Source organism: Novosphingobium malaysiense, from assembly GCF_000802225.1.
GTDB lineage: Bacteria > Pseudomonadota > Alphaproteobacteria > Sphingomonadales > Sphingomonadaceae > Novosphingobium > Novosphingobium malaysiense.
The window spans coordinates 253,828-276,403 of sequence record NZ_JTDI01000002.1 but is presented as its reverse complement, the minus strand read 5'-3'; the positions used below and the strand labels follow the sequence as shown (position 1 = coordinate 276,403).

Here is a 22,576-nt window from a genome sequence, read left to right as displayed (position 1 = left end):
AGATGCTTCTGGCGATGGCGGTAGCGCTACTGCTGGTGCAGGGCTTGGGCTCGTTTCTCGTCTACCGGGCGCAGCGCGAAGCCTACGAGACCGGCATGCTCAACGTGGCCGCCTTCCGGCTGATCGCCGACACGCGCGGCCCGCGCTCCTTCGCCCGCCGTGACCGGCATCCCCGCGGCCCCATCGGCAATCCGCCACCGCGCGCGTTCCCGCTGGAATTCAGCACCCGCTCGCCGGTGGACGACGACGAACGGCGGGACGTTCGTGCAGAGGCGCGGCTGCAAGACATCCTTCAAGACCAGAATTTCCCCAATTCGGAAATCGTCGTCGTCCACCGCTCGATCGGAGGCGATCCGATTGCCCGCAACGGCGCGCTGCGCGTGGCGGCGGCGCGGCGGATGGACGAACACGAGGTCAGGGACATGATGGACGGCCACTTGCTGGTCGTCGGCGTACGTCCGCAAAGCGGGTCGGACTGGCTCGTGGCGCGCGTGCGCTCACCGCGAGCGGCCCATATCCTGCTGGTTCCGCTGATCCTGCAGACCTTGCTGATCTATGCGGTCCTGGTCGGCGCGGTGGCCTTGATCCTGCGCCGGATCACCCGACCCCTCGCCGCCCTGACGCGACGCGTCGAACGATTCGCGGCCACACCCGGCGCCGACGGGCAACTCGAACCCTCCGGCCCCGAGGACATGCGCAGGCTGGTCGTCGCGCACAATGCCATGGAGGCGCGGATTGCAGCCATGCTCGACGAGAAGGACGTGATGCTCGGCGCCATCGGCCACGATCTCAAGACCCCGCTGGCGGCGCTGCGGGTCCGCATCGAATCGGTCGAGGACGATACCGAACGCGCGCGCATGGCCGGCACGATCGAGGACATCGTGCGTACGCTCGACGATATTCTGTCGCTTGCCAGGGTCGGCCGCCCGAGCGATCCGCGTGAACGAACAGAACTTTCCGCGCTCGTCGCCTCCGTGGTCGAGGAATACGAGGACATGGGCGACCCGGTGGAACTGGGCGAAACCGTGCGGATCGTTCTCGAACTCCGTCCGACCTGGCTGCGGCGCGCGCTGCGCAACCTGATCGGCAACGCCTTGCGCTACGGACAACAGGCCCGTGTCTCGCTGTTGCGCGAAGGCGAAAGGGCCGTGATCCTCATCGAAGACGATGGACCCGGCATACCCGAAGATGCCATCGACGACATGATGGACGCCTTCACCCGCGGCGATCCCTCGCGAAACTCGGCAACGGGCGGCGCCGGACTGGGTCTGGCCCTTGCACGTGCAATCGCCGACCAGCACGGCGGCGCGCTGAAATTGACCAACAGGCGTTCGGCGAGCGGCGAAATCGAGGGGCTGACCGCGCGCCTCGAACTCCCTGTCCAATAGCTTCCCGCCACTAGCGCAGCTTCACGAACTCCTCATCGATCTGCGTGCCCATCATGTCGTCGAGCAGCCCGCAGTTCCGCACCCTCTCGATCGCGCGATAAAGCTCCAGGGCACCCGGAGTGCCCGCAAGTTTGTCCGTGAAGTCCCGCGCGATGCGGTTCGCCCAGGCGACCGAACAGAAACGGCCCAGCGCCTGCGGCAAGCGCGCGGCAAAGAATTGGCCATCACTGCTCGCCAGCAGGTCGTCGACATGGGAGACGGCCCAGTCGTAGCCGAATTCGCGCGTCGCCTTGCGCGCCATGATGCCGTCCAGGAATTCCCGCTTTTCACTCTCGCGCAGGCGCGGATCGTCTAGCGCGAGCAGCCATTGCGCCATGGCCTTGTCTCCGGTCCGCGCGGCAGCAGCAAGCGCGGCCGGACGAAAGACGGGATCCTCCGATGCGAGCGCCTTTTCGACGAGACCGCGGGCCGCCGCCTCGTCTCTTTCGAACAGATAGAGGTCGAGTGCATGATCGAACCAGGTGGGATCGAGCGCGGCCTTGTCCCCCGCAAGATAAGCGACAGCGGCATCACTCATCTGCTTGCGCAGCTTGCGGCCGCGACCCGTGCCGATCAGGGCCGACACGATCTGCACGCGTCGCTGCGTTCGGGCCGGATTCTCCTGGGCATAGACCCCGGTGCGGGGATCGAAGCCGTACCGTTTCAGCAGGCGCATGTAGAGATGCTCGCGGAAAAGGCGGAAGCTTCGTCGTCCCTGCGACCCGACAATGCCTTCGCGCACCATCTGGCTGAGCGCCTCGTCGGCGGCATCGGCGGCGTGCGGATCAGGGTGCCGGATCAGCTTGTGCGCAAGCCGACCCATTTCCCCGATGGTGCCGCGGCCCGCGCGGACCGATGCCCATAGCGAATCGACCAGGGCCTGCGCCTCGCCGCCGGGCAGGGCATCGGCGTTTGCAATCAGTTCGTCCCAATGCCGCGCCGTCAGTTCGAAACGGTAGTACCCGGTTCCTCCTGCGTTCGGAAAAACGGCCCCGTGCCCATCGATGACGAAGGCTTCCGTACGCTGGTCCATCATGAAGCACCGCCGCGTCTCGCCGCGGCGAAAGCACAGGGGGATCACCCACTGCGAATCCGGTGGAGCCACCCCCGCGGTGGTGTATCGCAGCTGGGTGACCGTCACCTTGTCGCCTTGCTGCCGCATCGCAAGCAGCGGCACACCCTGCTGTTCCACAAAGCTGCGCATGGCCGGCACTAGCCGGGGATCGCCGGCGACGTCGGCCAGGGCAGCGAAGAAATCGTCGCTCGTGGCTGACCCGAAGCGGTGGGCGGAAATGTAGCGCCGCACGCCCTCGCGGAATTTCTCGTCCCCCAGCCACGCCGCAATCATGCCGACGATGTGCCCGCCCTTTCCGTAAGTAATCGAATCGAAGGCCGAATCGATCTGGGAATTCGCAGCTATTTCCTGGCGGACCGGGCGCCCGGCCAGCAGCGCGTCGGTCTCCATGGCCTGGTAGCCCTCGCTCAGCGCATCGCCCATGATGCCAAGGTCGGGCCGCCAGGCGTCACCGATCCGGTAGCCGATCCAGTTGGCAAAGGCCTCGTTGAGCCAGATGTCGTCCCACCATTGCGGCGTCACGAGATCGCCGAACCACTGGTGGCCGAGTTCGTGGGCCACGATCATGCCGAAGTCGCGCTGCTGCACCACCGGAGAGCGTTCATCGAGGACGAGGATATCGTCGCGATAGAGATCGGCACCGGCGTTCTCCATCGCGCCCGGCAGGATCGGCGTGGTCACCTGGTCGAGCTTGGGAAAGGGAAAGGGTTCACCGAAGTAGTTTTCCAATAGCCCGACAATCTGCTTCGTGCCCTGCAGCGCAAAGTCCAGCCGCTCCGCGTTCTGCCGCGTGGAGTCGATGCGCACCGGCAGGGCGGAAGGGCGCAGCGCGTTCGGCGGCACCTGCCCTTCGAGACGGGCGAAAGGCCCCACCATCATCGCGACGAGATAGGTTGGCAGCGGCAGCGTGGGTGCGAACCGGTGTACGGCAAGTCCCCCTTCTCGCCTGGGCGTCCCCAGCTCGGCAGCATTGCTGATCGCAGTCAGCCCCGGCGGCGTCCGCAAGGTTATCGAAAACGGCGTCTTGAAGCCGGGATCGTCGAAGCTCGGGAATGCAGCACGGGCGTCGATCGACTGAAACTGGGTCCAGCTGTACCATTCGTGGTCGACTTCGAGGTGGAACATGCCGGTGGGGCTATCGGCGAAAGCAGCGTCGTAATCGAAGACAAGCGTCGCCTCGCCCGCAGGCAGGCGCTCTTCGAAAGCAAGCCGAACCACACCGGAGGGATCGCGCTGGAGCCAATGCGCCGGTACCGTCCGCCCCGCGGCGACCGCCACGGCACGGGAGACCGAAAGCCCACGTCCGTGCAAGTAAATGGCGTCCGTTGGCTCGGCCAGGACAACATCGATTTCGACATGACCGGAAAATCGGGCTGCGGCCGGATCAACCGTCAGATCGAGACGATAGGACTGGGGCACAGCCTTGCGACCGAGTTGGCCCAAGGGCATCTGCCTGTCGGAAGAAACCGTGATTTCCGCCGTGGGCGCAGTTTCCGCCTCCGGTATCTCCTGTGCCCGGAGAGAGCCGGGAAGCGTCGCAATCAGCAAAGCGAATAGAATGAAGCGGCCGAGTGAGCCCATCCGCCTAGCGCATCAGCCCCCCGATGAGATTGCGGGCGAAGCGGCCGAGACCGGGCACGCCAATGGCCCGGCCGATCGTGTTGCCGATGGTGCCGGCAGCGGCGCTGGCCGCGGACGCGCTTGGATTGGCGCGGCTCTTCTTGCCCTGCAGCGTCTGCGCCAGGATCGACCCGGCACTGGCCGCTGCCGCGCCTGCTGCAGCCTTGGCGACTTTGCCGCCGAGCCCGTCCCACAGGCTGGGGTGCTTGCGTTCCCGCTTGCGAACTTCCTCCTCGCCTTTCTCGGCGACTTCCTCCGCCGTTGCGGCGGCATCGGCGGCCTTGGCGGCGAGCACTTCCTCGGCGCTTTCGCGGTCGACGCGGGTGTCGTACTTGCCCTCGCAAGGGCTGATCGACTGGATGATCGCGCGTTCCTTGGCCGTAACCGGCCCCAGACGCGAACGCGGCGGTGCGATCAGCGTGCGTTCGACCACACCGGGTGCGCCATCTTCATCGAGCGTGGAAACCAGCGCTTCGCCCACCTTGAGTTCGGTGATCGCCTGTTCGACGTCGAGGCTCGGATTGATGCGGAACGTATCCGCCGCCGCCTTGATCGCTTTCTTGTCGCGCGGCGTGAAGGCGCGCAGCGCATGCTGCACCCGGTTGCCGAGCTGCCCGGCGACGTCCTCGGGAATGTCGATGGGATTCTGCGAGCAGAAATAGACGCCCACGCCCTTGGACCGGATCAGGCGAACGACCTGCTCCACCTTGTCCTGCAGCGCCTTCGGCGCATCGTCGAAAAGCAGGTGCGCCTCGTCGAAGAAGAACACCAGCTTGGGCTTTTCCGGATCGCCGACTTCGGGCAGCGCCTCGAACAGTTCGGAGAGCAGCCAGAGCAGGAACGTCGCATAGAGCTTGGGGCTGCGCATCAGCTTGTGGGCGGCGAGCACGTTGATGTAGCCGCGCCCCTGCTCATCGCACTGGATGAAATCCTGGATCTCCAGCGCCGGCTCGCCGAAGAACTGCGCCGCGCCCTGACTGTCGAGCGACAGCAACTGGCGCTGGATAGCTCCGACGCTGGCCTTGGTGATATTGCCGTATTTCGCCGAAAGCTCGGACGCATTCTGGGCCGCGTACGCCAGCATCGACTGCAGGTCCTCGAGATCGAGCAGCAGCAGGCCCTGCTCGTCGGCGAAGCGGAAGACGATATTCAGCACGCCTTCCTGCGTGTCGTTGAGGTCCATCAGCCGCGCGAGCAGCAGTGGCCCCATCTCCGAGATGGTCGTGCGCACCGGATGGCCCTGCTCGCCGTAGATATCCCAGAACACCGCCGGGTTGTCCGAATAGGCGTAATCGGTGAGGCCGATCTCCTTGGCGCGTCCCTCCAGCTTGTCGGCGTTCTTGAAGGTGGGGCTGCCCGCCATCGAGATGCCCGACAGATCGCCCTTCACGTCGGCGAGGAAAACGGGGACACCCGCGGCGGAGAATTGCTCGGCGATGGTCTGGAGCGTCACCGTCTTGCCGGTGCCCGTGGCGCCTGCGATCAACCCGTGCCGGTTGGCCCTTTCGAGCAGCAGAGTCTGCTTCTCGCCATTGCCGCCCAGCCCCAGGAAAATCTCGCGCATCGCCCACCCATCGCTTTATTGCCGTAAACCCGATCACAAACGTTGATAGAGGCGCAAAGGCGCCAGCGCGAGAGTGTTTTTGCCAGCAGCATCCCGCGCGGCTAAAGGGCCTGTCCAGAGCCGATCCACATGCCAGAGCCATTCGTCCTCCTCGATGACGCCCGCGTACAAAAAGCGGCCGATGCCCGGCTCTACCGGAAGCTGGCGGAGATCGTCGTCGCCATGCGGCCGGATGATGTGCTGCCCGCGCTCGAACGGATCGAGAGCCTCACCCGCGAAGGCTATCACCTTGCCGGCTACATGGCCTACGAGGCCGGACTGGCCCTCGAACCGCGATTGGCAGGATTGCTCAACGCCGAAGCCATTGATGGTCCACTCGTCTGGTTCGGTGCCTTTCAAGATTGCGAGCGCATCCCTGCGGTGGACATGCCCCGCTGGCTTGCCGCTCACGCCGGCTCAGGAACGCCGTCGATAGGCCCGCTCGAAACCCGGATCGACCTCGGCGACTACGCGCGCGCCTTCGCCACGCTCCACGACGCTATCGAAGCGGGCGACATCTATCAGGCCAATCTGACCTTCCCGCTCGCCGGGTCGTGGGCCGGAGACCCGCTCGCGCTCTACGCCGCGATCCGGCCGAGCGCGGCGGCGGGCTATGGCGGCATGGTTCATGACGGCACCCACTGGCACCTGAGCTTCTCGCCTGAGCTGTTCTTCTCGCTGCGCGACCGTTCGGTGTGGGTAAAGCCGATGAAGGGCACCCGTCCGCGTGGCCGTGACGAGGCCGAGGACATGCGCTTCCGCGAAGACCTCGCCACGAGCGAAAAGGACCGCGCCGAAAACCTGATGATCCTCGATCTCATGCGCAACGATCTCTCGCGCGTGGCCGAGGCGGGCTCGGTGCGGGTGGACAATCCCTTCGCCGTCGAAACCTACCCGACCATCCACCAGATGGTCTCTTCGGTCCATGCCTCGCTGGTGCCCGGCAAGGGCGCGGTGGATGTGCTGCGCGCGCTCTTTCCCTGCGGCTCGATTACCGGCGCACCGAAGATCCGCGCGATGGAATTGATTGCCCAGGTCGAGGGTACGCCACGCGGCAGCTACTGTGGGTCGATCGGCTATATCGAACCCTCTGGCGATGCCGCGTTTAATGTGGCAATCCGCACCCTTCGCCTCTCCTCCGACAGGAACGGTGGCGGCGACAATAGTGGCGGCAGGGCGGTCCTCGGGGTGGGATCGGCCATTGTCGCGGATTCGCAAGCGCTTCCCGAATGGCGGGAGTGTCTGATCAAAGGGGGTTTCGTGCGAGAGTCGGAAGCACGCCAATCGGGAGAGCCAGCCTCCCCCGCGCGTTTCGATCTCATCGAAACCATGCTTTTCACACCCGACGAGGGGATTGCGCTCCTCGAACTGCATCTCGAACGGATCAAGGCCAGCGCCGCCGCGCTCGGCTTCGAATTCGACCGGCACGCCGTGCGCAACGCGATCCAGGCGCTGTGTTTCGATGCCGAGAACCCCTCGAAGCTGCGCCTCGTGGCTTCGCGTAGCGGCGCCTATGCACTCGAACTGTCCGAATTGCCCGCAACCCTGCCCGATCCCGCGACAGTCGCCGTGCTGCGCATGCCGGTCGATACGGGCGACTGGCGCCTCGCCCACAAAACCAGCGACCGCGGCTTTTACGATGCTGGCCTTGCCGCCGCGAAAGCCGCCGGGGCGCATGAGGCGCTGTTCCTGCGCGACGACGACCTTGTTACCGAGGGCTGCTTCACCACCCTCTTCGTCGAGCGCGACGGCAAGCTGCTGACGCCGCCAGTGCACCTCGGCCTGCTGCCCGGCGTGCTGCGCCGTTCGCTGATCGAGGAAGGGCGCGCCGTCGAAGCGGAGCTGACACTCGAAGACCTTGCCGGCGGCTTCCTGATCGGCAATGCGCTGCGCGGACTCATGCCTGCCCGATTGCTGACCTGATGCACCTTTCCACTGCCCTTTCCCGTATCGCCCCTTCGCAGACGACGGCGATGACCGACCGCGCCACCCAGCTTCGCGAAGAGGGGCGCGACGTCATTTCGCTTTCCGTGGGAGAGCCCGACTTCGCCACGCCGGATCATGTCGTCGCGGCAGCCAAGGCGGCGCTCGATGCCGGCCAGACGAAGTACACGCCGGTGGGCGGCACCTCACGGCTGAAGCAAGCGGCTGCGCTGCATTTCGAGCGAGACCTCGGCATCAAGGTGCCCGCTTCGCAGGTGACGGTGAGCGCCGGGGGCAAGCAGGCGATCTTCCACGCCATGCTCGCCACCGTGAGCGAGGGCGACGAAGTGATCGTCCCGGCACCCTGGTGGGTCAGCTACCCCGAAATCATCCACTTCGCCGGCGGCAAGGTCATCCCGCTGCACACCCATGCGAAGGCCAATTTCCGCTTCACCGCCGCCGATCTCGAAGCGCAGATCGGCCCGCGCACGCAATGGCTGATGCTCAACAGCCCGGGCAATCCCACCGGGGCCTGCTACCCGGCGGAGATGCTGCAGGGTCTGGCAGAAGTACTGCGCCGGCATCCGCGCGTGATGGTGCTGTCCGACGATATCTACGCGCCGATCAACTACACCGGCGCGCCGCACGCCACGCTGGCGAGCCTCTGCCCCGACCTTGGCGAGCGCATCCTGACCGTGTCGGGCGTCTCCAAGAGCCATGCCATGACCGGTTTTCGCATCGGCGTTGCCGCAGGACCCGAATGGCTGATCAAGGCCATGGAGCGGCTGCAGTCGCATTCCTCGGGCAATCCCTGCTCGATCAGCCAGGCCGCCGCTGTCGCCGCGTTCGAGGGACCGCAGGACTTCCTTGCCGACTGGTGCGAGCGCTTCCGCGCTCGGCGCGACCTCGTGGTGTCGGCGATCAATGCCATCCCCGGCCTGTCGACACCGACGCCCGACGGGGCGTTCTACTGCATGGTCGATGCCGCGCCGCTGATGGCGCGCTTCGGCGACGACAAGGCGCTGGCGCTACACCTGCTCGAACACGGCGTGGCCATTGTGCCCGCCTCGGCCTTTGGCGGGCGCGACGGATTTCGTATCAGCTTCGCGGCGGACGAGGCCACGCTTGCCGAAGCCTGCAGCCGTATTGCAAAGGCAGTCGCGTGATGGGACCGGAAATTCTCTTTGAGGACGCAGAAGCCCTCGTCATCGACAAGCCGGGTGGCCTGCCGATCGACCGTCCGCGCGCGGGCGGGCCGTGCCTGGAGGATAGCATGGACGATCTCAAGCTCGGCTTCCAGCGCGCGCCGGTGCCCGCCCATCGGCTGGACCGCGACACCTCCGGCTGCCTGCTGCTGGCGCGCAATCCCAAGGCGCTCAAACGCTTTGCCGCTGCCTTCGAGGAACGACAGGTCGAAAAGCGCTATCTCGGCGTCGTCGCAGGGGAACTCAAGGAAGAGGAAGGCACGATTGCCCTCTCGCTCTCGAAAGTCAGCACCGCCAAGGATGGCTGGCGGATGATCCCCGCGCGCAAGGGCAAGCCCGCGGTCACCCACTGGCGCAAGCTCGAGACGCGTGGCGGTCTGACCCTGGTGGAATTCCGGCCCGAGACAGGCCGCACCCACCAGATCCGCGTACATGCCGCCTCCGGGCTCGGCGCGCCGCTGCTGGGCGATCCGGTCTATGGTTCGGGCAAGGGTGCGCCGCGCACCATGCTCCATGCCGCCGGGCTGACCGTACCGCGCGGCGAAAAGGCGCCGATCGTCGCCGCCAGTCCGCTGCCCGCGGACTTTCTGGCGCTCGGCTTTTCGGATGCATGAGCTCGGTTGAAGACACCATCGGCCGCGCGCAGGCCCTTGCCACCGAGAGCTTCATCGCCTCGGCCGGGCCCGGCGGGCAGAATGTCAACAAGGTGGCGACAGCCGTCCAGCTACGACTGAACGTCTATGCGCTGCGGCTTACCCCGCCTGTATTCTCCCGGCTCAAGGAACTGGCCGGCTCGCGCATGACCTCGCGCGGCGAACTGGTGCTGACGGCGCGCAAGTTCCGCACGCAGGAAGCCAACCGCACCGACGCCCGCGAACGCCTCGCCGAATTGCTGGAAGAAGCCCACAAACTCCCCGAGAAGCGCGCCAAGACCCGCCTCAATCGTGTCGGCAAGACCCAGCGCCTGAAAGGTAAGAAACTGCGCGGCCAGGTAAAGGCCGGGCGCGGCAAGGTTCGGCTGGATTAAGAAAACGGGTCAGGGCTGCTCTGCGGCCTCACTGGCATCGCTCTGCGGCCATTGCGCCGTGGAGGATTCTAGCGCTTCAGCCGGGGGCCGGCGGGCATCGAGCATGGCGGCCGCCTGATCGAGTGCCTTGGCCTCACCGACCGTCACCCCGCCCGGCCCCGGATCGTTGTCGGCCTTGCCGCAGGCGGCGAGGGCAAACAGGCAGACGAGGAGGCACGCACGCTTCATGCGCCCATCCTTACGCGCATCGACCTCAGACGTCGATGACCCGCGTTTCGGGATGGTGCTTGTCGAGATGCTTGCGGATGATCTTCAGGTTGCGGGTGTTGGAGCGGTAGAAGAAGTCCAGCACATCGCCAGCCAGCGGAACCACGCCGAGCAGCGAATCGAACCCGACATTGGCGGTCATGCGGGCGAGCTGCCATTTCGGCATGCCGAGATTGCGCGCTTCCCAGACCAGGTAAAGGCCCATGGCCGCCGAGATCAGGTCGCCCGCGACGGGCACGAGGCCGACCAGCGCATCGAGGCCGAATTGCTGGTTGGTGCCGGGCAGCGTGAACGAACGCTCCAGCACGCGCTCCATCGCCTCGACACGGCGCCGGATCGAGACCGGGTCCGTGCCCATGGGCAATTCGTAGTCCATGCGCCGGGCAGAATTCGGTCCTGTCTGCAATGCCTTGCCTCTCGTATCTCTACCGCGCGGGTCATCCCGCACCCTATCATTTGGGCAGCCAGGCAAGCGGCATCAAGGGGTGCCAACCCCAGGCGTTGGCAGCGAAGCCATTGACGCTGCCACGCACGAGCGACCAGCGGATCGGCGGACCGAACGGAATATAGACATTGGCGGAAGTCAGTTCCGCTTCCGCCTCGGTCAGCAAAGCGGCGCGGTCTATGGGCGTGGCCGCGTTGCCGGCTTCCGCGACGCGCGCATCGGCTTCCTTGGAGCAGAGCCCGCGCCGCGTCGTGCAGGACAGGCGGTTGAGGAACCAGGCGGCGCGCGGATAGCGGGCGACATCGTCGACCAGCACGAGATCGGCCTTCCTTTCATCTTTCGCCAGTTCCAGCGACACGCCGATGGCGGCGAAATCCGACGTCAGCTTCTCAAGCAGGACATCGGTCCCCTCCCCCTCGGGCAGCCATATTCGCAATTTTACGGTGGCATCGGAGGCCGCGTTTCCGTCTGCGTCGGACTCCTTGTTCTTTTCGCCGTCGTCCTTCCCGGCGCCCGAAAGCCAGCTGCGCACCCGCGCCGCTGCAATCTGCCGACGCTCGTCGACGGACTGACCGGTCCATCGCTCGCCGATCGTCCCGAGATCGCCGTCGAGACTGGGCGTCACGATGCGCGTCGTCGGCGACCATCCCCCAAGGCCGAAGGGAGCGATCAACGCGTTGCGGTCGATCGTCATGGCGAGGGCCTCACGATTGGCGGGGTCGGACAGAAAACCGCGGTCGTTCATGACCTGGAGCCCGAACAGGCCGACTACCGGATCGAGTTGGATGGTCCCGCGCAAGATTCCCACGGAGCGGGTGAGCATGAAGTCCTCGACCTGGCCACCGAGCACAAGATCGACCTCGCCAGCGTTGAATTTCTCCACTGCTTCCGGGCCATCGAGCGCGTGAAGCTGGATCTGCCGGGTGCGCGTTTCCCAGCCTTCGACCGCCGGCAGTCCGAGACTGGACGGAGCGATTGGCGTCAGGGTCGCCATGTTCTCCGTCCTTTCCATGGTCATCGGCCCGGCGCCCTGCTTGTCATGGAAAAGCCCCAGTTCCGGCTGCGCCAGCAATTGCAGCAGGTAGGGCATCGGGCGCTTCAGACGAAGCTCGACGACCCGCCCGGCCATGACCTTGATCTCGTCTATCCCGGAAAGGTCGGCTCCCAGGCTGGTACCCTTGAGCGCGGACAGGGAATCCCTGAGGGCCCGGCGGGTCGATTCGCCGGTGATCGGATCGCCGTTCTTCCAGTCTCCGTCGCGGAGCCGGAAAATGTAGCTCTGGCCATCGTCGGTGACGATCCAGCGGTCTGCCAGTGCGGGAATGACGCGGCCTTGCTCGTCGAAAGCGACCAGCCCCTCAGCCGTCGCGGCGCGTACCAGCTGGCCTCCCATGGACAGCCTGACGCCACTCGCGAAGGGATCGTCCGCAGAGCCGATAACGGCAACGCCAAGCGCTGAATCGTCGACGGAGCCGCACGCGCCCAGCGGAAGCGCGGCCACGAAGGCCAGAACCTGAAGGGCTTTGCGCTTTGCGTGCATGTCAGAGGGCGTAGCCCATTCCTGCGACACCGCAAATGCGCGCCGCCAAATATTCCGCCGCTCTCAGATCTTGCGAAGTTTTTCCGTTTCGGCGGCAAGGTGCGCTGAATGATTGCGCACGAAGCGCGGGGCGGGATCCTCGGCAGAGCCCACCGGCGCGCGCGCCAGCTTCGGATCGATGTCTTCGCGGAAGGCAACACCGAAACGGCTCTCCTGAACCCAGGCCACGGAGCCTTCGACCCAGCCGACATTGCGGATGTTCACTTCGACGACGGCGCCGCGCACGACGCGCACGGTCCCTTCGCCCATCATCCCGCCGGCAGACAGGTTGCGCACCTTGATCCGATATTCGCCGTCGAGGCCGTCGACGCGCAGATCTGCCATGAGAAAGAGGCTATCTCGCGCAACCTGACGATTTTCACCTTGGTCCATGAGCTCCGTCCGGCGTTCGACCCTGCATCTTGCTGGCGTTAATCCCGCTTCTGCAGGCTAGGCACATAACGCCCATTCGCAAAGTATTACTTAGCCCCAAGTGGCAAACAAAGCCTTAACGAATGAGCGGGCGGCTTTACGCAGACGGTACAGAAAAACCGGCTCAGGGCAAAGGCGCCCGGTTCCTCAATCGTCGCGGGAGACCTTTTCTCGGCGCTCATGCGCTTCCTTGGGCTTCGACCGTCATCGTCGCGATGGGACGCGCCTCCAGCCTGCCGAGGCCGATCGGCTCGCCGGTGACTTCGCAGTAGCCGTATTCACCTTCCTCGATTCGGCGCAGCGCCGCGTCGATCTTGGCGATGAGCTTGCGCTGGCGATCGCGCGTGCGCAACTCGATCCCCCAATCGGTCTCGCTCGAAGCGCGGTCGTTGAGGTCGGGTTCGCGGATAGGTCCGTCCTGCAGTTGCTGCAGCGTTCCGGCAGCCGCGTCGAGGATCGAACGCTTCCAGGCCTGCAGCAGTCTACGAAAGTAGTCCTGCTGAGCCTCGCTCATATAGGGTTCGTCTTCGGTGGCGATATACGCGCCACCAATCGCCCGCTTCGCCTTGGCGAGTACATCGATATCGTCAGAAAGGGCCGTTGCCATCCAGAGAAACTCCGCACGTTACTCCTCGGACCGCCAACGCCCTGCAGCTCCGGATTTTTTCCGACAACCGTAAAACGATCCGTGGTTCGCGGGCCCTATAAGTCCGCAGATTTCCACGCACAAGCACATATGGTCCGCCGTCCACAAAAAACCTGAAGACGGTTTCAATCCGGCACACTCGCGCATGGTTGCGCAAATGTTCCCACACAGCGTTAACCATTTCTTGACCAGACCTGCTCCAGCGTGCCCGCATCGAAGTTCGAATACGGGGAACGATTACAGGGGGTAAAGAAAATGGATTCTGCCTGGAACAAGGAATTTTGCGTCTCACCGGCCACTGCCGCCGACCTTACCGAAGACCTGCTTGTGGCCGAAAGTCTCGCTGCCGCGGCGCAAGGCGACTACACCGCATACTTCGACCTCGGCGTCGCGTTCTCGACCGGCAGCCACGGGGCAAGTTGCGACCTGATCGAAGCACACAAGTGGTTCAATCTCGCCGCCGTCAGCGGCCATGAGGAAGCCGGCGCATGCCGCTCCGAAGTGGCCGAGGAAATGACTGCGCGCGAGATCGCCGAAGCCCAGCGCCGCGCGCGCGAATGGCTCGCCGCTTCCACCCGCAAGGCCGCCTGAACCCGCTTCAGCGCTCCGCCTTGCGAAACGGCGAACGTTCACCGAGCCAGATCTGGTCGCGCGCAATGCCGGCCCTTTCCTGCTCGAGATAATCGGCGACGGCCGCCCTCAGCCCTTCATGAACGATGTAGTGCGCCGAAACCGTGCGCACCGGCTCGTAGCCGCGAGCCAGCTTGTGGCCGCCCTGGGCACCCGCTTCCACGCGGGACAGGCCAAGGGCTATGGCGGCATCGATTGCCTGGTAATAACACAGTTCGAAGTGCAGGAACGGCTTCTCGATGCTGGCCCCCCAGTAGCGGCCGTATAGCGCCTCGCCACCGATGAAATTGAGCGCGCCGGCAACCGGCTCGCCATCGATGAAGGCCATGACCAGCAGGATCCGGTCGCCCATCGTCCTGCCCAGCTGCGAAAAGGCTTCGCGAGTCAGATAGGGCCGCCCCCACTTCCGCGCCCCGGTGTCCTGGTAGAACCACCAGAACGCCTCCCAGTGCTGCTCCTTGATCTCCTCTCCGCGCAGAGCCCGGATTTCCACGCCATCCTGCGCTTTCGCGCGCTCCTTGCGCAAGTCCTTGCGCTTACGCGATGACAGCACCGCCAGAAAATCCTCGAAACTGGCATAGCCGCGGTTTTCCCAGTGGAACTGGATGTCTTCGCGCAGCAGCCAGCCCGCCTGCTCGAACGTTTCGACCTGGTCCGGCTCGATGAAGGTCGCATGCGCGGACGACAGACCATGTTCCCGGCAGAGCGTTTCCGCAGCCCGCAGCAGGGGCAGGCCCAGCTCGGGGTGACGCGTCAGCACCCGGGGCCCGGTCGCGGGCGTAAAGGGCACCGATATCTGCAGTTTCGGATAATAGGATCCGCCAGCCCGGTGCCAGGCGTCCGCCCAGGCGTGATCGAACACGTATTCGCCCTGGGAATGATCCTTGAGATAGGCCGGCAGTGCCCCCGCCAACCGTCCGTCAGCCCCCTCGATCACGATCGGCGCCGGTGTCCAGCCACTGCGTCCACCGACACTGCCGGAGTCCTCCATCGCGGCAAGAAAGGCATGGCTGACGAAAGGATTGTCGCCCGTCGTCAGCGCGTCCCATTCGCCGGCCGGAAGTTCCCCGACCGAACCATGCACTTTCGCTGTGAATGCGCCTTCACTCACGCTGGCCGGACTGCCCCTCTTTCTGGCGCCGCGCCGCTCTCGAAGATATCGGCATCGGCAAGATCTTCGGCACGCTGGCGATGCTCGGCGGAACAGATCGTCCACGCCACGACCGGCAGACCGCGCTGGCGCTGACTTGCCGCGAAACGGCTGGGAAGGTCGCGCACGTCGTAGGCGAGAAAATCGGGCCGTGCATGCCACAGGGCGAGGCGACGGCGCAGCTTGCCGGGAAGCGCGCGGTCATCGCCTTCGGTTATGGAAAGGCCGCGCACCGTATGGGGGGAATGCTTCGCGTACCAATGGGCGACCCGCGGATCGAAACTCATCACTGCATGCGGCCCGGCATAACCTTCGAGAACCCGGCGCACGGCAAGGCATAGGGCGGAAATGCGCGCCGCACGATCGGACTTTATCTCGATCAGGACAGGCACACGGCCGCCCACTTCCTTCAACACGTCGCGCAGCGTGGGAATGGTCTGCGCCGTTCCCGCCAACGCCATCGTCCCGAGCTGCACCGCGCTGCGCCGGGATAGGGCCCCTGTCTCGGCCGTCATCCGGTCCAGCGTGTCGTCGTGGAAAACCACCGGTGTCCCGTCGTTCGCGCGCTGGACGTCGAGCTCGATGCCGTAGCCGGCGATCGCCGCGCGGGCGAAGGCCGAGAGGGAGTTTTCCGGCACGCCCGCGTCGTGCAGCCCGCGATGGGCATAGTGGTATTCGCTGATCCACCCGATCCTGCGCGGAACGGGGGGCGGCGAAAGCCAGCGATCAAGCAGGGCGAACAGCAACGATGGCATCCACTTCGACGGCGGCGCCCAAGGGGAGTACCGGCACGCCCACGGCGCTGCGGGCATGCTTTCCGATCTCTCCGAAGACGGCGACCATCAGTTCCGAAGCGCCGTTGGCGATTTTGGGTTGGTCAGTGAAGTCACCGGTGGAATTGACGAAGGCGCCCAGCTTGACCACGCGCTCGACCCGCTCCAGCGACCCGAGGGCCGCCTTGAGCTGGGCCAGGATCATCACGCCGCAGGCCTGCGCGGCGACCACGCCGTCCTGCAGCGACACGTTCTCACCGAGACGGCCGGTCACCAGCTTGCCCTCGACAAAGGGGAGCTGGCCCGAAACGTGCGCCATTCCACCAGCCACGACGACCGGCACATAGGCGGCCACCGGAGCGGCGGGCTCGGGCAGGGTCAGGCCGAGCCGGGCAAGACGGTCTTCGATTTCACTCATTCGCTTGCAGGTCCTTTTCATCGCAAGTCAGGCTTTCGAGAAGCCAGGGCAGCGCGCTTTCCCAGTCGTCGATGCGTGCATGGGCATGGCCGGCCTCGTGCGCACAGGGGATATGCGGCGCAATCTGCGGTTCGGCACAAAGATGCAGACGGCGCACCTGCGGCGCAACCTCGAACACCGATCCGTGGTGCTGCGAAAGATCGTCCACGAACACCGCGCGGCTCGGTTCGTACTCGTCGAGAATTGCCTTGAGCGCCGGCCCCTTGGGGCCCTGATTGGTGAAGACGCGCACGTCGATGCCAAGGTCCGCCAACTGGCGGGTCCGCGCATTCTGCCGGTGGTCCATCAGGTTCGTGAGCACGACGACGTCAGCCTGCTCGCGAATCGCGGCGATGGCGTCCACGGCACCATGTACCGGCGTCTGGCGGTGCATCTGGTGATCGAAGAACTTGCCCAGCAGCGCCCACATCTCTTCCTGTTCGAGCCGCTTCCCGGTATCCACCCGGCGCATCGAGCGGAAGAACTCCCCCCGGCCGAAATCAAAGGTGACGCCTTCTTCCTCGGCCAGCCATTCGCGAAAGTGCGAAATCATGTAGAGCAGCACTTCGTCGCAGTCGGTGATCAGTAGCGGCCGGTTCATGCGCCCAGCCTTTCGCGCGCTCCCGCCAGTACCGCCGGCTCCACGCCGAGGGCATCGGCTGCGGCCAGCAGGTCGGGTTCGTGCGCCCGCAGGAAATCGAGCACTGCACCCAGCGTCGCCGGGCTGTCGAGCGATGCGCGCAGATCGTCGGGCGTCAGCCCCGTGAGCGCGAGGAAACGGGCGGCCCGGTCGCTGTCGCCCAGCACCCAGCCGAGCGCATTGAGGGCCAGGGCCTGCGGGTCCTGACCCGGACCATTGTCCGGGGATGGCGGCTCTCTAAGAATTGTCAGCCTCGCTTGCCTGGCATAGAGCGGTTCACACCCATAACATGGTGCTCGGGCGTCGAATGGCAAAGCGAATCCTCGTTGTCGAGGACAACGACCTCAATCGAAAGCTCTTTTGCGACGTGCTCAAGAGCCAGGGCTACGCGGTGGAACCCGTGGCCGACGGCCTGGATGCGCTGGACCGGGCGCGGGAATTCGTGCCCAACCTGATCATCATGGATATCCAGCTTCCCAACGTCTCCGGGCTCGATCTCATCGAGACGGCCAAGAAGGACCCGGCCCTGCGAACGATCCCGATGCTAGCCGTCACCGCCTATGCCGGCAAGGGAGACGAGGAACGAATCCGCGACGCAGGCGCTGAAGGCTATCTAGCCAAGCCGGTTTCGATCGGCCCGTTCATGCAGGCCGTGAAGGCGCTGATCTGATGGCCGATCGGCCCATCGCGCTTGACATGATACACTTACGCCGCTTTTGCGCCGCATTTCCCGGCAAGAGAACCGTCCGGACCTATCGGAGTTAAGACACCATGGATCGCGAAGAGACCTCGGCACGGATCGCCGCGCTGATCGAACCCTTCAACAAGAAGGACGTGGCGATCACCGACCAGACGCGCTTTACCGACGATCTGGAATTCGACAGCCTGACGGTCATGGATTTCGTGGCCGCCATCGAGGACGAGTTCGACATCATCATCTCGATGAACCAGCAGGCGGAAATCGAGACCTACGGCCAGCTCGTCGATGCCGTGGTGAAATTGCAGGGCTGAAGGACCCGCCCATGACAGACATGCTCAGCGAAAACGAAACGGCCGCGCACGTGGACCTGTTCAGCAAGTTCGATCCGCTGATCGAAATGCGCCGCAACCTGCTCTCCACCGGCCAGGAAGATCCCTTCGGCCTGGTGATGGAGCGCGTCATCTCGCCCACCGTCGCCGTGTGCAACGGGCGCGAGACGATCCTGCTGGGCACCTACAACTACATGGGCATGACCTTCGATCCGGACGTGATCGCAGCGGGCAAGCAGGCGCTCGACGATTTCGGATCGGGCACGACCGGCAGCCGCGTGCTCAACGGCACCTACGCCGGGCACAAGGCGGTCGAGCAGGCGCTATGCGACTTCTACGGCATGGACCATGCCATGGTGTTCTCGACCGGCTATCAGGCCAATCTGGGGATCATCTCCACCATCGCCGGCAAGGGAGACTACATCGTCCTCGACATCGACAGCCACGCCTCGATCTGGGACGGCTGCAAGATGGGCGATGCCGAAGTGGTGCCGTTCAAGCACAACGACATCGAGGCGATGGAAAAGCGCCTGCGCCGCATTCCCGCCGAAGCGGGCAAGCTGGTGATCCTCGAAGGCGTCTACTCGATGCTGGGCGATATCGCGCCGCTCAAGGAGATGATCGCCGTTGCCAAGAAATACGGCGCCATGGTGCTCGTCGACGAAGCGCACTCGATGGGCTTCATCGGCCCCAAGGGCCGCGGCGTGGCCGAGGACCAGGACTGCCTCGACGAAGTCGACTTCGTGATCGGCACGTTCTCGAAATCGGTCGGCACGGTCGGCGGCTTCTGCGTCTCGAACCATCCCAAGTTCGAGATCATGCGCCTCGTCTGCCGCCCCTATGTCTTCACCGCCAGCCTGCCGCCGAGCGTTGTTGCCACCGCGACAACCTCGATCCGCAAGCTGATGCACGCCGGCGACAAGCGCGCCCACCTCTGGGAAAACTCCAAGACGCTGCACAAGGGCCTCAAGGACGCAGGCTTCCAGATCGGCACCGACGAACCGCAGAGCGCGATCATTGCCGTGATCATGCCCGACCTCGAAAAGGGCGCGGCGATGTGGGAAGCGCTGCTGCACGAGGGGCTCTACGTGAACCTTGCAAGGCCGCCGGCAACGCCCGCGAACATGACCCTGCTGCGCTGCTCGCTGTGCGCCGAACATTCGGCCGAGCAGGTCCAGCAGATCATCGGCATGTTCACCCGGGCCGGCAAGGCAACAGGCATTCTCGGCGCTTAAATCCCAATGGTTCTGCGGCCCCGCATCGTCCTGACAGGGATTGCGCTGGCCGTTGCGGTCTTCCTGGGCCTCACATTCTGGCACCAGAGCCAGCGCGCCGCGCTGATCGGTCTCACCGATCGGGCCTGCACCGCGGAGGGTCGTTCGGTCACCGGCAGCGACTTCGACGACTGGGCCGCCCTGTGCGCCTATCGCGAGGACAATCTGGCGCTGGCAAACGCCCCATCGCCCGAAGTGGTCATGATCGGCGATTCGCTGACGGAACGGTGGCCTGGGCAAACCACCGGCATCGTCAAGCGCGGCGTCGGCGGGCAGTCGAGCGCGCAAGTCCTGTTGCGCTTTCGCCAGGACGCCCTGTCCCTGAAACCGCGAATCGTTCACATCCTCCTTGGCACCAACGACCTGCTGGGCCTCAACGGCCCTTTCACCATCGAGCAGTTCGAAGGCAATGTGCTTAACATGACCGAACTGGCGAGATTGCATGGAGCCGTGGTGGTACTGGGCACTGTCCCGCCGATGCGCGACTTTGCCGGATACAAGCCGGGCGATCCCGCCCCGGACGTGGCGAGCCTGAACACCGTGCTGCGCAAGCTGGCCCAGACGCACGGCTTTGGCCTGGCCGATTACCACTCGGTCCTCGTGCGCCCCGACGGGACGAGGCGCGAGGAACTGTTCGGCGAGGACGGTTTGCACCTGACGGCGGAGGGCTATCGTGCGCTCCAGCCCGTGTTCGACGACGCCCTGCGCCGGGCCCGGAAGACTACTGACGAACCTCTCTCGGCGGCTCCCGATCAGTCACCGGGTACATGAACCTCGACGAGATCGACAAACGCTTCCATCCAGCCGTTCAGGAACTCGGCGGAAGCCTGTGATGCGGAACCGTCTTCGGCCAGAAGGTCGTCGCTCCACTGGACAAAGGCTTCCGGCTGGCCGAGCGTGGGCATGTCTAGGTAGGCCAGCACGTTGCGCAAGTGCTGCTGCGCCATCGACGTGGCGGGCTTGCCCGGCGAAGTGCCGATAACGCCAGCCGGCTTTCCCGCCCAGCAGCTTTCACCATAGGGGCGCGAGCCGTGATCAATGGCGTTCTTCAGCACGCCGGGCATCGACCGGTTGTATTCCGGCGTGACGAACAGAACCCCGTCCGAACTCGAAACCAGCGCCTTCAGCGCCTTGGCGGCGGCAGGCTGGTCGCTGTCGTCGTCCTGATTGTAGAGCGGCAGCGCCCCGATATCGGCAAAGCTGAACCGATGCCCCGATGCCGCCGGGAGCCGGGTCAGGGCTCCGGCCAGCTTGCGGTTGAAGGATTCGGCGCGAAGGCTGCCGACGACGACGGCGATCTTGAGCGGCATGGTGAGCTCCCGTTGCAATACAGGAGTGCAACCCGCCGCCCACCATCGCGTTCCAACCGCCTCCTCCGGCTTTCCTTCAGTGGATCGAGATCACCCCGTCCACCGCCTGCCATTCCTGCGGACCAATCAGCCGCTTGTGCGCGACCCGCACCGAGTGGAGCGGGCCTTCGATCTCGCGGGTCCAGTAGTCGAGGAATTTCTTGAGGACGGGAAACGTCGGGGCTTCGTCGTATTGCTGGAAAGCGAAAAGCTGCAGGAGCCTGGGGTGGTCCGGGAGGAAGTAGTGGACTTCTACGGTCGTAAGGCCGTAGCCTTCCATCTGCCTGATGAAATCAGGCGATGCGCGAAATCCGTGTGATGCTCCATCCAGTAGACCAGCCATAGACCTCCTTCCGGCACCGCACGCATATTGCGGTGCAGCATGAGAAGAATGGCACAGCTTTGCCTGCAGTCAAGTGTGCGACGACACAGGGAAAATGCGGGGTTGGGCTTTAGATAATCCGCCCCAGGCGTTCCGTTCGTGTCGAGCGAAGTCGAGACACCATAGCGCAGGTTTGACGTGTCTCGACTTCGCTCGACACGAACGGGGTTCACAACGCCATGCCCTACTTCGGCTGGCGCGGTCTGAGCGGGCGGTGGTAGCTCACGTCGTTGCGGTCGCGCGTCGCCTGGCACGGCTCCTCGGCCGTGTAGGCCGTCATCGGTGACGGGGCCTGCGCCGGCTTGGGTACGTCGTAGGTTCCCTCGACGATCGTCACCCGGTTGGCGATGCGCCATTCGCCGTTGCGCTTCTGGAAGTGATCGATGTAGCGACCGGTCGACATGAAGTTCGGCCCCTCCGCCGTCACGCCCGAGAAGTGGTAGTAGGTCTCGCAATAGGCATCGTCCCCCTGCAGGTCGCAGAAATGGTTCATCACCGCGTGTTGGGTGGATTCGAACGCCAGGGTTGTCCCGTCCGCCCAGGAAATGAATGCGTCCGGCGTGCCGACGAAGTGGCCATGGTCTTCGATCGCATCGTCCCAGTAGCAGGACCGGGCAAGGGCATTGTCCAGCCGGTCGAGCCCGCGGGCATAGCGCAGCATAACCTGATGGATCTCGTGGCGGTCCACCATTTCGGCGAGCTTGGCATCAAGTGTCATGATCAGTCCTTCAGGAAATCGAGCAGCATGGGGGCCAGCAGCGGCCAGCGTTCGAAGCGGCCGCGGCGTTTCTCGGTATCGACCGGGAAGGTCGAGACGTAGTTCCACTCCTGATCGCCCCACGGTGGTTCGACCATGGTCGAGTTGGGCAGCAGGCGGTGGACCCATTCGGATGTCTCGCGGGTGTGCGCCATGTCGCTCTTGCCCGAGCGGAAGGTCATGATCGGCATCGTCAGTTTGGCGAAGTCCGCCTCGGTCATGCCCGGCACCGGCGAATCGTCGGAATAGGCGAAGGCCTTGCCCCACTTCTGCATGGTGGCGATGTACTCGTCGGCGTCTTGCGCCAGCAGGATATCGCGAATCTTCGGGTTGCGCGAAATCTGGTCCGCCCAACTCGGCAGCTGGACGACCGCTTCCATTCCGCCTTTCGATGCCGCCGAGATCTGATCGCCGCAGTAGAACCACGCGAGACCGGCGAGGGAGACGGGTCCGCCGCTGATCCACCAGATCGCCATCTTGCGCACGTTGTCGGGCATGCGCGCCGCGGCCATCAGGCTGATGCGCGAGCCGGCCGAACCGCCGGCCAGCGTCACGTTTTTCAACTCCAGCGCCTGAATCAGACCGACCAGCGCCTCGCAGTTCATCACCGATTCGCTGGGCGCGGTGAACGCGATGTCGGAGGCGCCGCAGCCCGGGCGATCCCAGAGCAGGACCCGAAACCCGCCCTCGACCAGCTTCTCGCCGAGTTCGGGCAGACCGGCCGTGTTGCGCGGGTAGCGCCCGCCCGGCGTCAGCACCAAAGGCGGTGCGTTTTCATCGCCCAGAAATTCGTAGTCGAGCGTGAGCCCGTTCACATCGATCTTTGCCATAGCCTCTCCCCGGCCTGTCCCTCGTCTCGGGCGTCGTTGAGGGCAGCCTGCGAGCA

At 64.9% G+C, this 22,576-nt stretch carries 25 protein-coding genes and 1 pseudogene; 10 read left to right on the top strand and 16 right to left on the bottom strand.

All coding sequences use genetic code 11. The features are described from left to right. Positions 1-2 precede the first annotated feature (2 nt). Positions 3-1,388 (top strand): ATP-binding protein, encoded by a 1,386-nt coding sequence (locus LK12_RS06255; RefSeq protein WP_231568282.1) that lies wholly within the window; start codon positions 3-5, stop codon positions 1,386-1,388. Between the two features lie 10 nt (positions 1,389-1,398). Here the strand turns inward: LK12_RS06255 and LK12_RS06250 are convergent, their stop codons facing one another. Both LK12_RS06250 and LK12_RS06245 read right to left on the bottom strand, forming a co-directional pair. Next, positions 1,399-3,951: a M1 family metallopeptidase gene (locus LK12_RS06250; protein ID WP_052223263.1), complete on the bottom strand. Its 2,553-nt coding sequence runs from the start codon at positions 3,949-3,951 to the stop codon at positions 1,399-1,401. 136 nt (positions 3,952-4,087) lie between these two features. Further along, on the bottom strand, positions 4,088-5,686 hold the full coding sequence (locus tag LK12_RS06245; RefSeq protein ID WP_039280765.1) for a helicase HerA-like domain-containing protein: 1,599 nt from the start codon (positions 5,684-5,686) through the stop codon (positions 4,088-4,090). A gap of 129 nt (positions 5,687-5,815) precedes the next feature. Between LK12_RS06245 and pabB the strand changes: the two genes are divergently transcribed. Genes pabB through arfB form a run of 4 tightly spaced genes read left to right on the top strand, consistent with a single transcriptional unit; the run spans position 5,816 to position 9,880 of the window. Beyond that, the gene (gene pabB / locus LK12_RS06240; RefSeq protein WP_039280763.1) at positions 5,816-7,648 is read left to right on the top strand and encodes an aminodeoxychorismate synthase component I; all 1,833 of its coding nucleotides are present in this window, start codon (positions 5,816-5,818) and stop codon (positions 7,646-7,648) included. Beyond that, positions 7,648-8,814, top strand: a complete 1,167-nt coding sequence (locus LK12_RS06235) for a pyridoxal phosphate-dependent aminotransferase (protein WP_039280761.1) — start codon at positions 7,648-7,650, stop codon at positions 8,812-8,814. The genes pabB and LK12_RS06235 overlap by 1 nt, the downstream gene beginning before the upstream one ends. Further along, complete coding sequence (locus LK12_RS06230) at positions 8,814-9,467, top strand: RluA family pseudouridine synthase (protein ID WP_039280759.1); 654 nt, start codon at positions 8,814-8,816, stop codon at positions 9,465-9,467. Before LK12_RS06235 ends, LK12_RS06230 begins: the two co-directional genes overlap by 1 nt. Continuing rightward, positions 9,464-9,880, top strand: a complete 417-nt coding sequence (gene arfB, locus LK12_RS06225) for an alternative ribosome rescue aminoacyl-tRNA hydrolase ArfB (protein ID WP_039280757.1) — start codon at positions 9,464-9,466, stop codon at positions 9,878-9,880. Before LK12_RS06230 ends, arfB begins: the two co-directional genes overlap by 4 nt. Positions 9,881-9,889: 9 nt before the next feature. On the opposite strand, the gene LK12_RS06220 is transcribed toward arfB, so the two are convergent. The 5 genes and pseudogenes from LK12_RS06220 to dksA all read right to left on the bottom strand — a co-directional run bounded on the left by LK12_RS06220 (position 9,890) and on the right by dksA (position 13,210). Beyond that, entirely contained in the window at positions 9,890-10,108 is a 219-nt protein-coding gene (locus LK12_RS06220) for a hypothetical protein (RefSeq protein ID WP_039280754.1), read from the bottom strand. Positions 10,109-10,133: 25 nt separating this feature from the next. Further along, positions 10,134-10,523, bottom strand: coding sequence for a DUF4112 domain-containing protein (locus LK12_RS06215; protein WP_039280752.1), 390 nt, complete (start codon positions 10,521-10,523; stop codon positions 10,134-10,136). A gap of 76 nt (positions 10,524-10,599) precedes the next feature. Continuing rightward, the gene (locus LK12_RS06210) at positions 10,600-12,132 is read right to left on the bottom strand and encodes an ABC transporter substrate-binding protein (RefSeq protein ID WP_039280750.1); all 1,533 of its coding nucleotides are present in this window, start codon (positions 12,130-12,132) and stop codon (positions 10,600-10,602) included. Between the two features lie 63 nt (positions 12,133-12,195). After that, the gene (locus LK12_RS06205) at positions 12,196-12,564 is read right to left on the bottom strand and encodes a PilZ domain-containing protein (protein WP_039280748.1); all 369 of its coding nucleotides are present in this window, start codon (positions 12,562-12,564) and stop codon (positions 12,196-12,198) included. 186 nt (positions 12,565-12,750) lie between these two features. Further along, a pseudogene (dksA, locus tag LK12_RS06200) lies at positions 12,751-13,210 on the bottom strand (RNA polymerase-binding protein DksA). A 294-nt stretch (positions 13,211-13,504) separates the two neighbouring features. On the opposite strand from dksA, the gene LK12_RS06195 reads away from it, so the two are divergent. Next, the gene (locus tag LK12_RS06195; RefSeq protein WP_039280746.1) at positions 13,505-13,840 is read left to right on the top strand and encodes a hypothetical protein; all 336 of its coding nucleotides are present in this window, start codon (positions 13,505-13,507) and stop codon (positions 13,838-13,840) included. 7 nt (positions 13,841-13,847) lie between these two features. Here LK12_RS06195 and LK12_RS06190 read toward each other — a convergent pair whose 3' ends face one another. From LK12_RS06190 to LK12_RS06170, 5 genes are read right to left on the bottom strand one after another with little or no spacing between them, the layout of a single operon-like run. After that, entirely contained in the window at positions 13,848-14,990 is a 1,143-nt protein-coding gene (locus LK12_RS06190) for a GNAT family N-acetyltransferase (RefSeq protein WP_039280745.1), read from the bottom strand. Then, on the bottom strand, positions 14,987-15,784 hold the full coding sequence (locus LK12_RS06185) for a glycerophosphodiester phosphodiesterase family protein (protein WP_039280744.1): 798 nt from the start codon (positions 15,782-15,784) through the stop codon (positions 14,987-14,989). Before LK12_RS06185 ends, LK12_RS06190 begins: the two co-directional genes overlap by 4 nt. Then, positions 15,756-16,220, bottom strand: coding sequence for a RidA family protein (locus LK12_RS06180; protein ID WP_039280743.1), 465 nt, complete (start codon positions 16,218-16,220; stop codon positions 15,756-15,758). The genes LK12_RS06185 and LK12_RS06180 overlap by 29 nt, the downstream gene beginning before the upstream one ends. After that, positions 16,213-16,860 carry an HAD family hydrolase gene (locus LK12_RS06175; RefSeq protein ID WP_039280742.1) on the bottom strand — a complete coding sequence of 216 codons (648 nt, stop codon included), beginning with the start codon at positions 16,858-16,860 and terminating at the stop codon, positions 16,213-16,215. Before LK12_RS06175 ends, LK12_RS06180 begins: the two co-directional genes overlap by 8 nt. Beyond that, positions 16,857-17,213, bottom strand: coding sequence for a DUF3572 domain-containing protein (locus tag LK12_RS06170; protein WP_331454128.1), 357 nt, complete (start codon positions 17,211-17,213; stop codon positions 16,857-16,859). The genes LK12_RS06175 and LK12_RS06170 overlap by 4 nt, the downstream gene beginning before the upstream one ends. Between LK12_RS06170 and LK12_RS06165 the strand changes: the two genes are divergently transcribed. The 4 genes from LK12_RS06165 to LK12_RS06150 all read left to right on the top strand — a co-directional run bounded on the left by LK12_RS06165 (position 17,207) and on the right by LK12_RS06150 (position 19,973). Then, positions 17,207-17,569, top strand: a complete 363-nt coding sequence (locus LK12_RS06165; protein ID WP_039281599.1) for a response regulator — start codon at positions 17,207-17,209, stop codon at positions 17,567-17,569. The genes LK12_RS06170 and LK12_RS06165 overlap by 7 nt on opposite strands. Positions 17,570-17,670: 101 nt before the next feature. Then, entirely contained in the window at positions 17,671-17,910 is a 240-nt protein-coding gene (locus LK12_RS06160) for an acyl carrier protein (protein ID WP_039280740.1), read from the top strand. A gap of 11 nt (positions 17,911-17,921) precedes the next feature. Continuing rightward, positions 17,922-19,163, top strand: a complete 1,242-nt coding sequence (gene spt / locus LK12_RS06155; protein WP_039280739.1) for a serine palmitoyltransferase — start codon at positions 17,922-17,924, stop codon at positions 19,161-19,163. A 6-nt stretch (positions 19,164-19,169) separates the two neighbouring features. Beyond that, positions 19,170-19,973, top strand: coding sequence for a GDSL-type esterase/lipase family protein (locus LK12_RS06150; RefSeq protein WP_052223218.1), 804 nt, complete (start codon positions 19,170-19,172; stop codon positions 19,971-19,973). Here LK12_RS06150 and LK12_RS06145 read toward each other — a convergent pair. The 4 genes from LK12_RS06145 to LK12_RS06130 all read right to left on the bottom strand — a co-directional run bounded on the left by LK12_RS06145 (position 19,955) and on the right by LK12_RS06130 (position 22,520). After that, positions 19,955-20,512, bottom strand: coding sequence for an NADPH-dependent FMN reductase (locus LK12_RS06145; protein WP_039280738.1), 558 nt, complete (start codon positions 20,510-20,512; stop codon positions 19,955-19,957). The two genes, LK12_RS06150 and LK12_RS06145, sit on opposite strands and share 19 nt — an antisense overlap. A 76-nt stretch (positions 20,513-20,588) precedes the next feature. Continuing rightward, positions 20,589-20,894: an usg protein gene (locus tag LK12_RS06140; protein WP_156135416.1), complete on the bottom strand. Its 306-nt coding sequence runs from the start codon at positions 20,892-20,894 to the stop codon at positions 20,589-20,591. A gap of 223 nt (positions 20,895-21,117) precedes the next feature. Further along, a complete protein-coding gene (locus tag LK12_RS06135; protein ID WP_039280737.1) occupies positions 21,118-21,651 on the bottom strand; it encodes a nuclear transport factor 2 family protein in 534 nt (177 codons plus the stop codon). 2 nt (positions 21,652-21,653) lie between these two features. Next, a complete protein-coding gene (locus LK12_RS06130) occupies positions 21,654-22,520 on the bottom strand; it encodes an alpha/beta fold hydrolase (protein ID WP_039280736.1) in 867 nt (288 codons plus the stop codon). Positions 22,521-22,576: the final 56 nt, after the last annotated feature.

Coding starts and splice junctions, on each gene's coding strand:
- LK12_RS06255 (WP_231568282.1), top strand. CDS start 3: ATGCTTCTGGCGATGGCGGTAGCGCTACTGCTGGTGCAGGGCTTGGGC.
- LK12_RS06250 (WP_052223263.1), bottom strand. CDS start 3,951: ATGCCCTTGGGCCAACTCGGTCGCAAGGCTGTGCCCCAGTCCTATCGT.
- LK12_RS06245 (WP_039280765.1), bottom strand. CDS start 5,686: ATGCGCGAGATTTTCCTGGGGCTGGGCGGCAATGGCGAGAAGCAGACT.
- pabB (WP_039280763.1), top strand. CDS start 5,816: ATGCCAGAGCCATTCGTCCTCCTCGATGACGCCCGCGTACAAAAAGCG.
- LK12_RS06235 (WP_039280761.1), top strand. CDS start 7,648: ATGCACCTTTCCACTGCCCTTTCCCGTATCGCCCCTTCGCAGACGACG.
- LK12_RS06230 (WP_039280759.1), top strand. CDS start 8,814: ATGGGACCGGAAATTCTCTTTGAGGACGCAGAAGCCCTCGTCATCGAC.
- arfB (WP_039280757.1), top strand. CDS start 9,464: ATGAGCTCGGTTGAAGACACCATCGGCCGCGCGCAGGCCCTTGCCACC.
- LK12_RS06220 (WP_039280754.1), bottom strand. CDS start 10,108: ATGAAGCGTGCGTGCCTCCTCGTCTGCCTGTTTGCCCTCGCCGCCTGC.
- LK12_RS06215 (WP_039280752.1), bottom strand. CDS start 10,523: ATGGACTACGAATTGCCCATGGGCACGGACCCGGTCTCGATCCGGCGC.
- LK12_RS06210 (WP_039280750.1), bottom strand. CDS start 12,132: ATGCACGCAAAGCGCAAAGCCCTTCAGGTTCTGGCCTTCGTGGCCGCG.
- LK12_RS06205 (WP_039280748.1), bottom strand. CDS start 12,564: ATGGACCAAGGTGAAAATCGTCAGGTTGCGCGAGATAGCCTCTTTCTC.
- LK12_RS06195 (WP_039280746.1), top strand. CDS start 13,505: ATGGATTCTGCCTGGAACAAGGAATTTTGCGTCTCACCGGCCACTGCC.
- LK12_RS06185 (WP_039280744.1), bottom strand. CDS start 15,784: ATGCCATCGTTGCTGTTCGCCCTGCTTGATCGCTGGCTTTCGCCGCCC.
- LK12_RS06180 (WP_039280743.1), bottom strand. CDS start 16,220: ATGAGTGAAATCGAAGACCGTCTTGCCCGGCTCGGCCTGACCCTGCCC.
- LK12_RS06175 (WP_039280742.1), bottom strand. CDS start 16,860: ATGAACCGGCCGCTACTGATCACCGACTGCGACGAAGTGCTGCTCTAC.
- LK12_RS06165 (WP_039281599.1), top strand. CDS start 17,207: ATGGCAAAGCGAATCCTCGTTGTCGAGGACAACGACCTCAATCGAAAG.
- LK12_RS06160 (WP_039280740.1), top strand. CDS start 17,671: ATGGATCGCGAAGAGACCTCGGCACGGATCGCCGCGCTGATCGAACCC.
- spt (WP_039280739.1), top strand. CDS start 17,922: ATGACAGACATGCTCAGCGAAAACGAAACGGCCGCGCACGTGGACCTG.
- LK12_RS06150 (WP_052223218.1), top strand. CDS start 19,170: ATGGTTCTGCGGCCCCGCATCGTCCTGACAGGGATTGCGCTGGCCGTT.
- LK12_RS06145 (WP_039280738.1), bottom strand. CDS start 20,512: ATGCCGCTCAAGATCGCCGTCGTCGTCGGCAGCCTTCGCGCCGAATCC.
- LK12_RS06140 (WP_156135416.1), bottom strand. CDS start 20,894: ATGGCTGGTCTACTGGATGGAGCATCACACGGATTTCGCGCATCGCCT.
- LK12_RS06135 (WP_039280737.1), bottom strand. CDS start 21,651: ATGACACTTGATGCCAAGCTCGCCGAAATGGTGGACCGCCACGAGATC.
- LK12_RS06130 (WP_039280736.1), bottom strand. CDS start 22,520: ATGGCAAAGATCGATGTGAACGGGCTCACGCTCGACTACGAATTTCTG.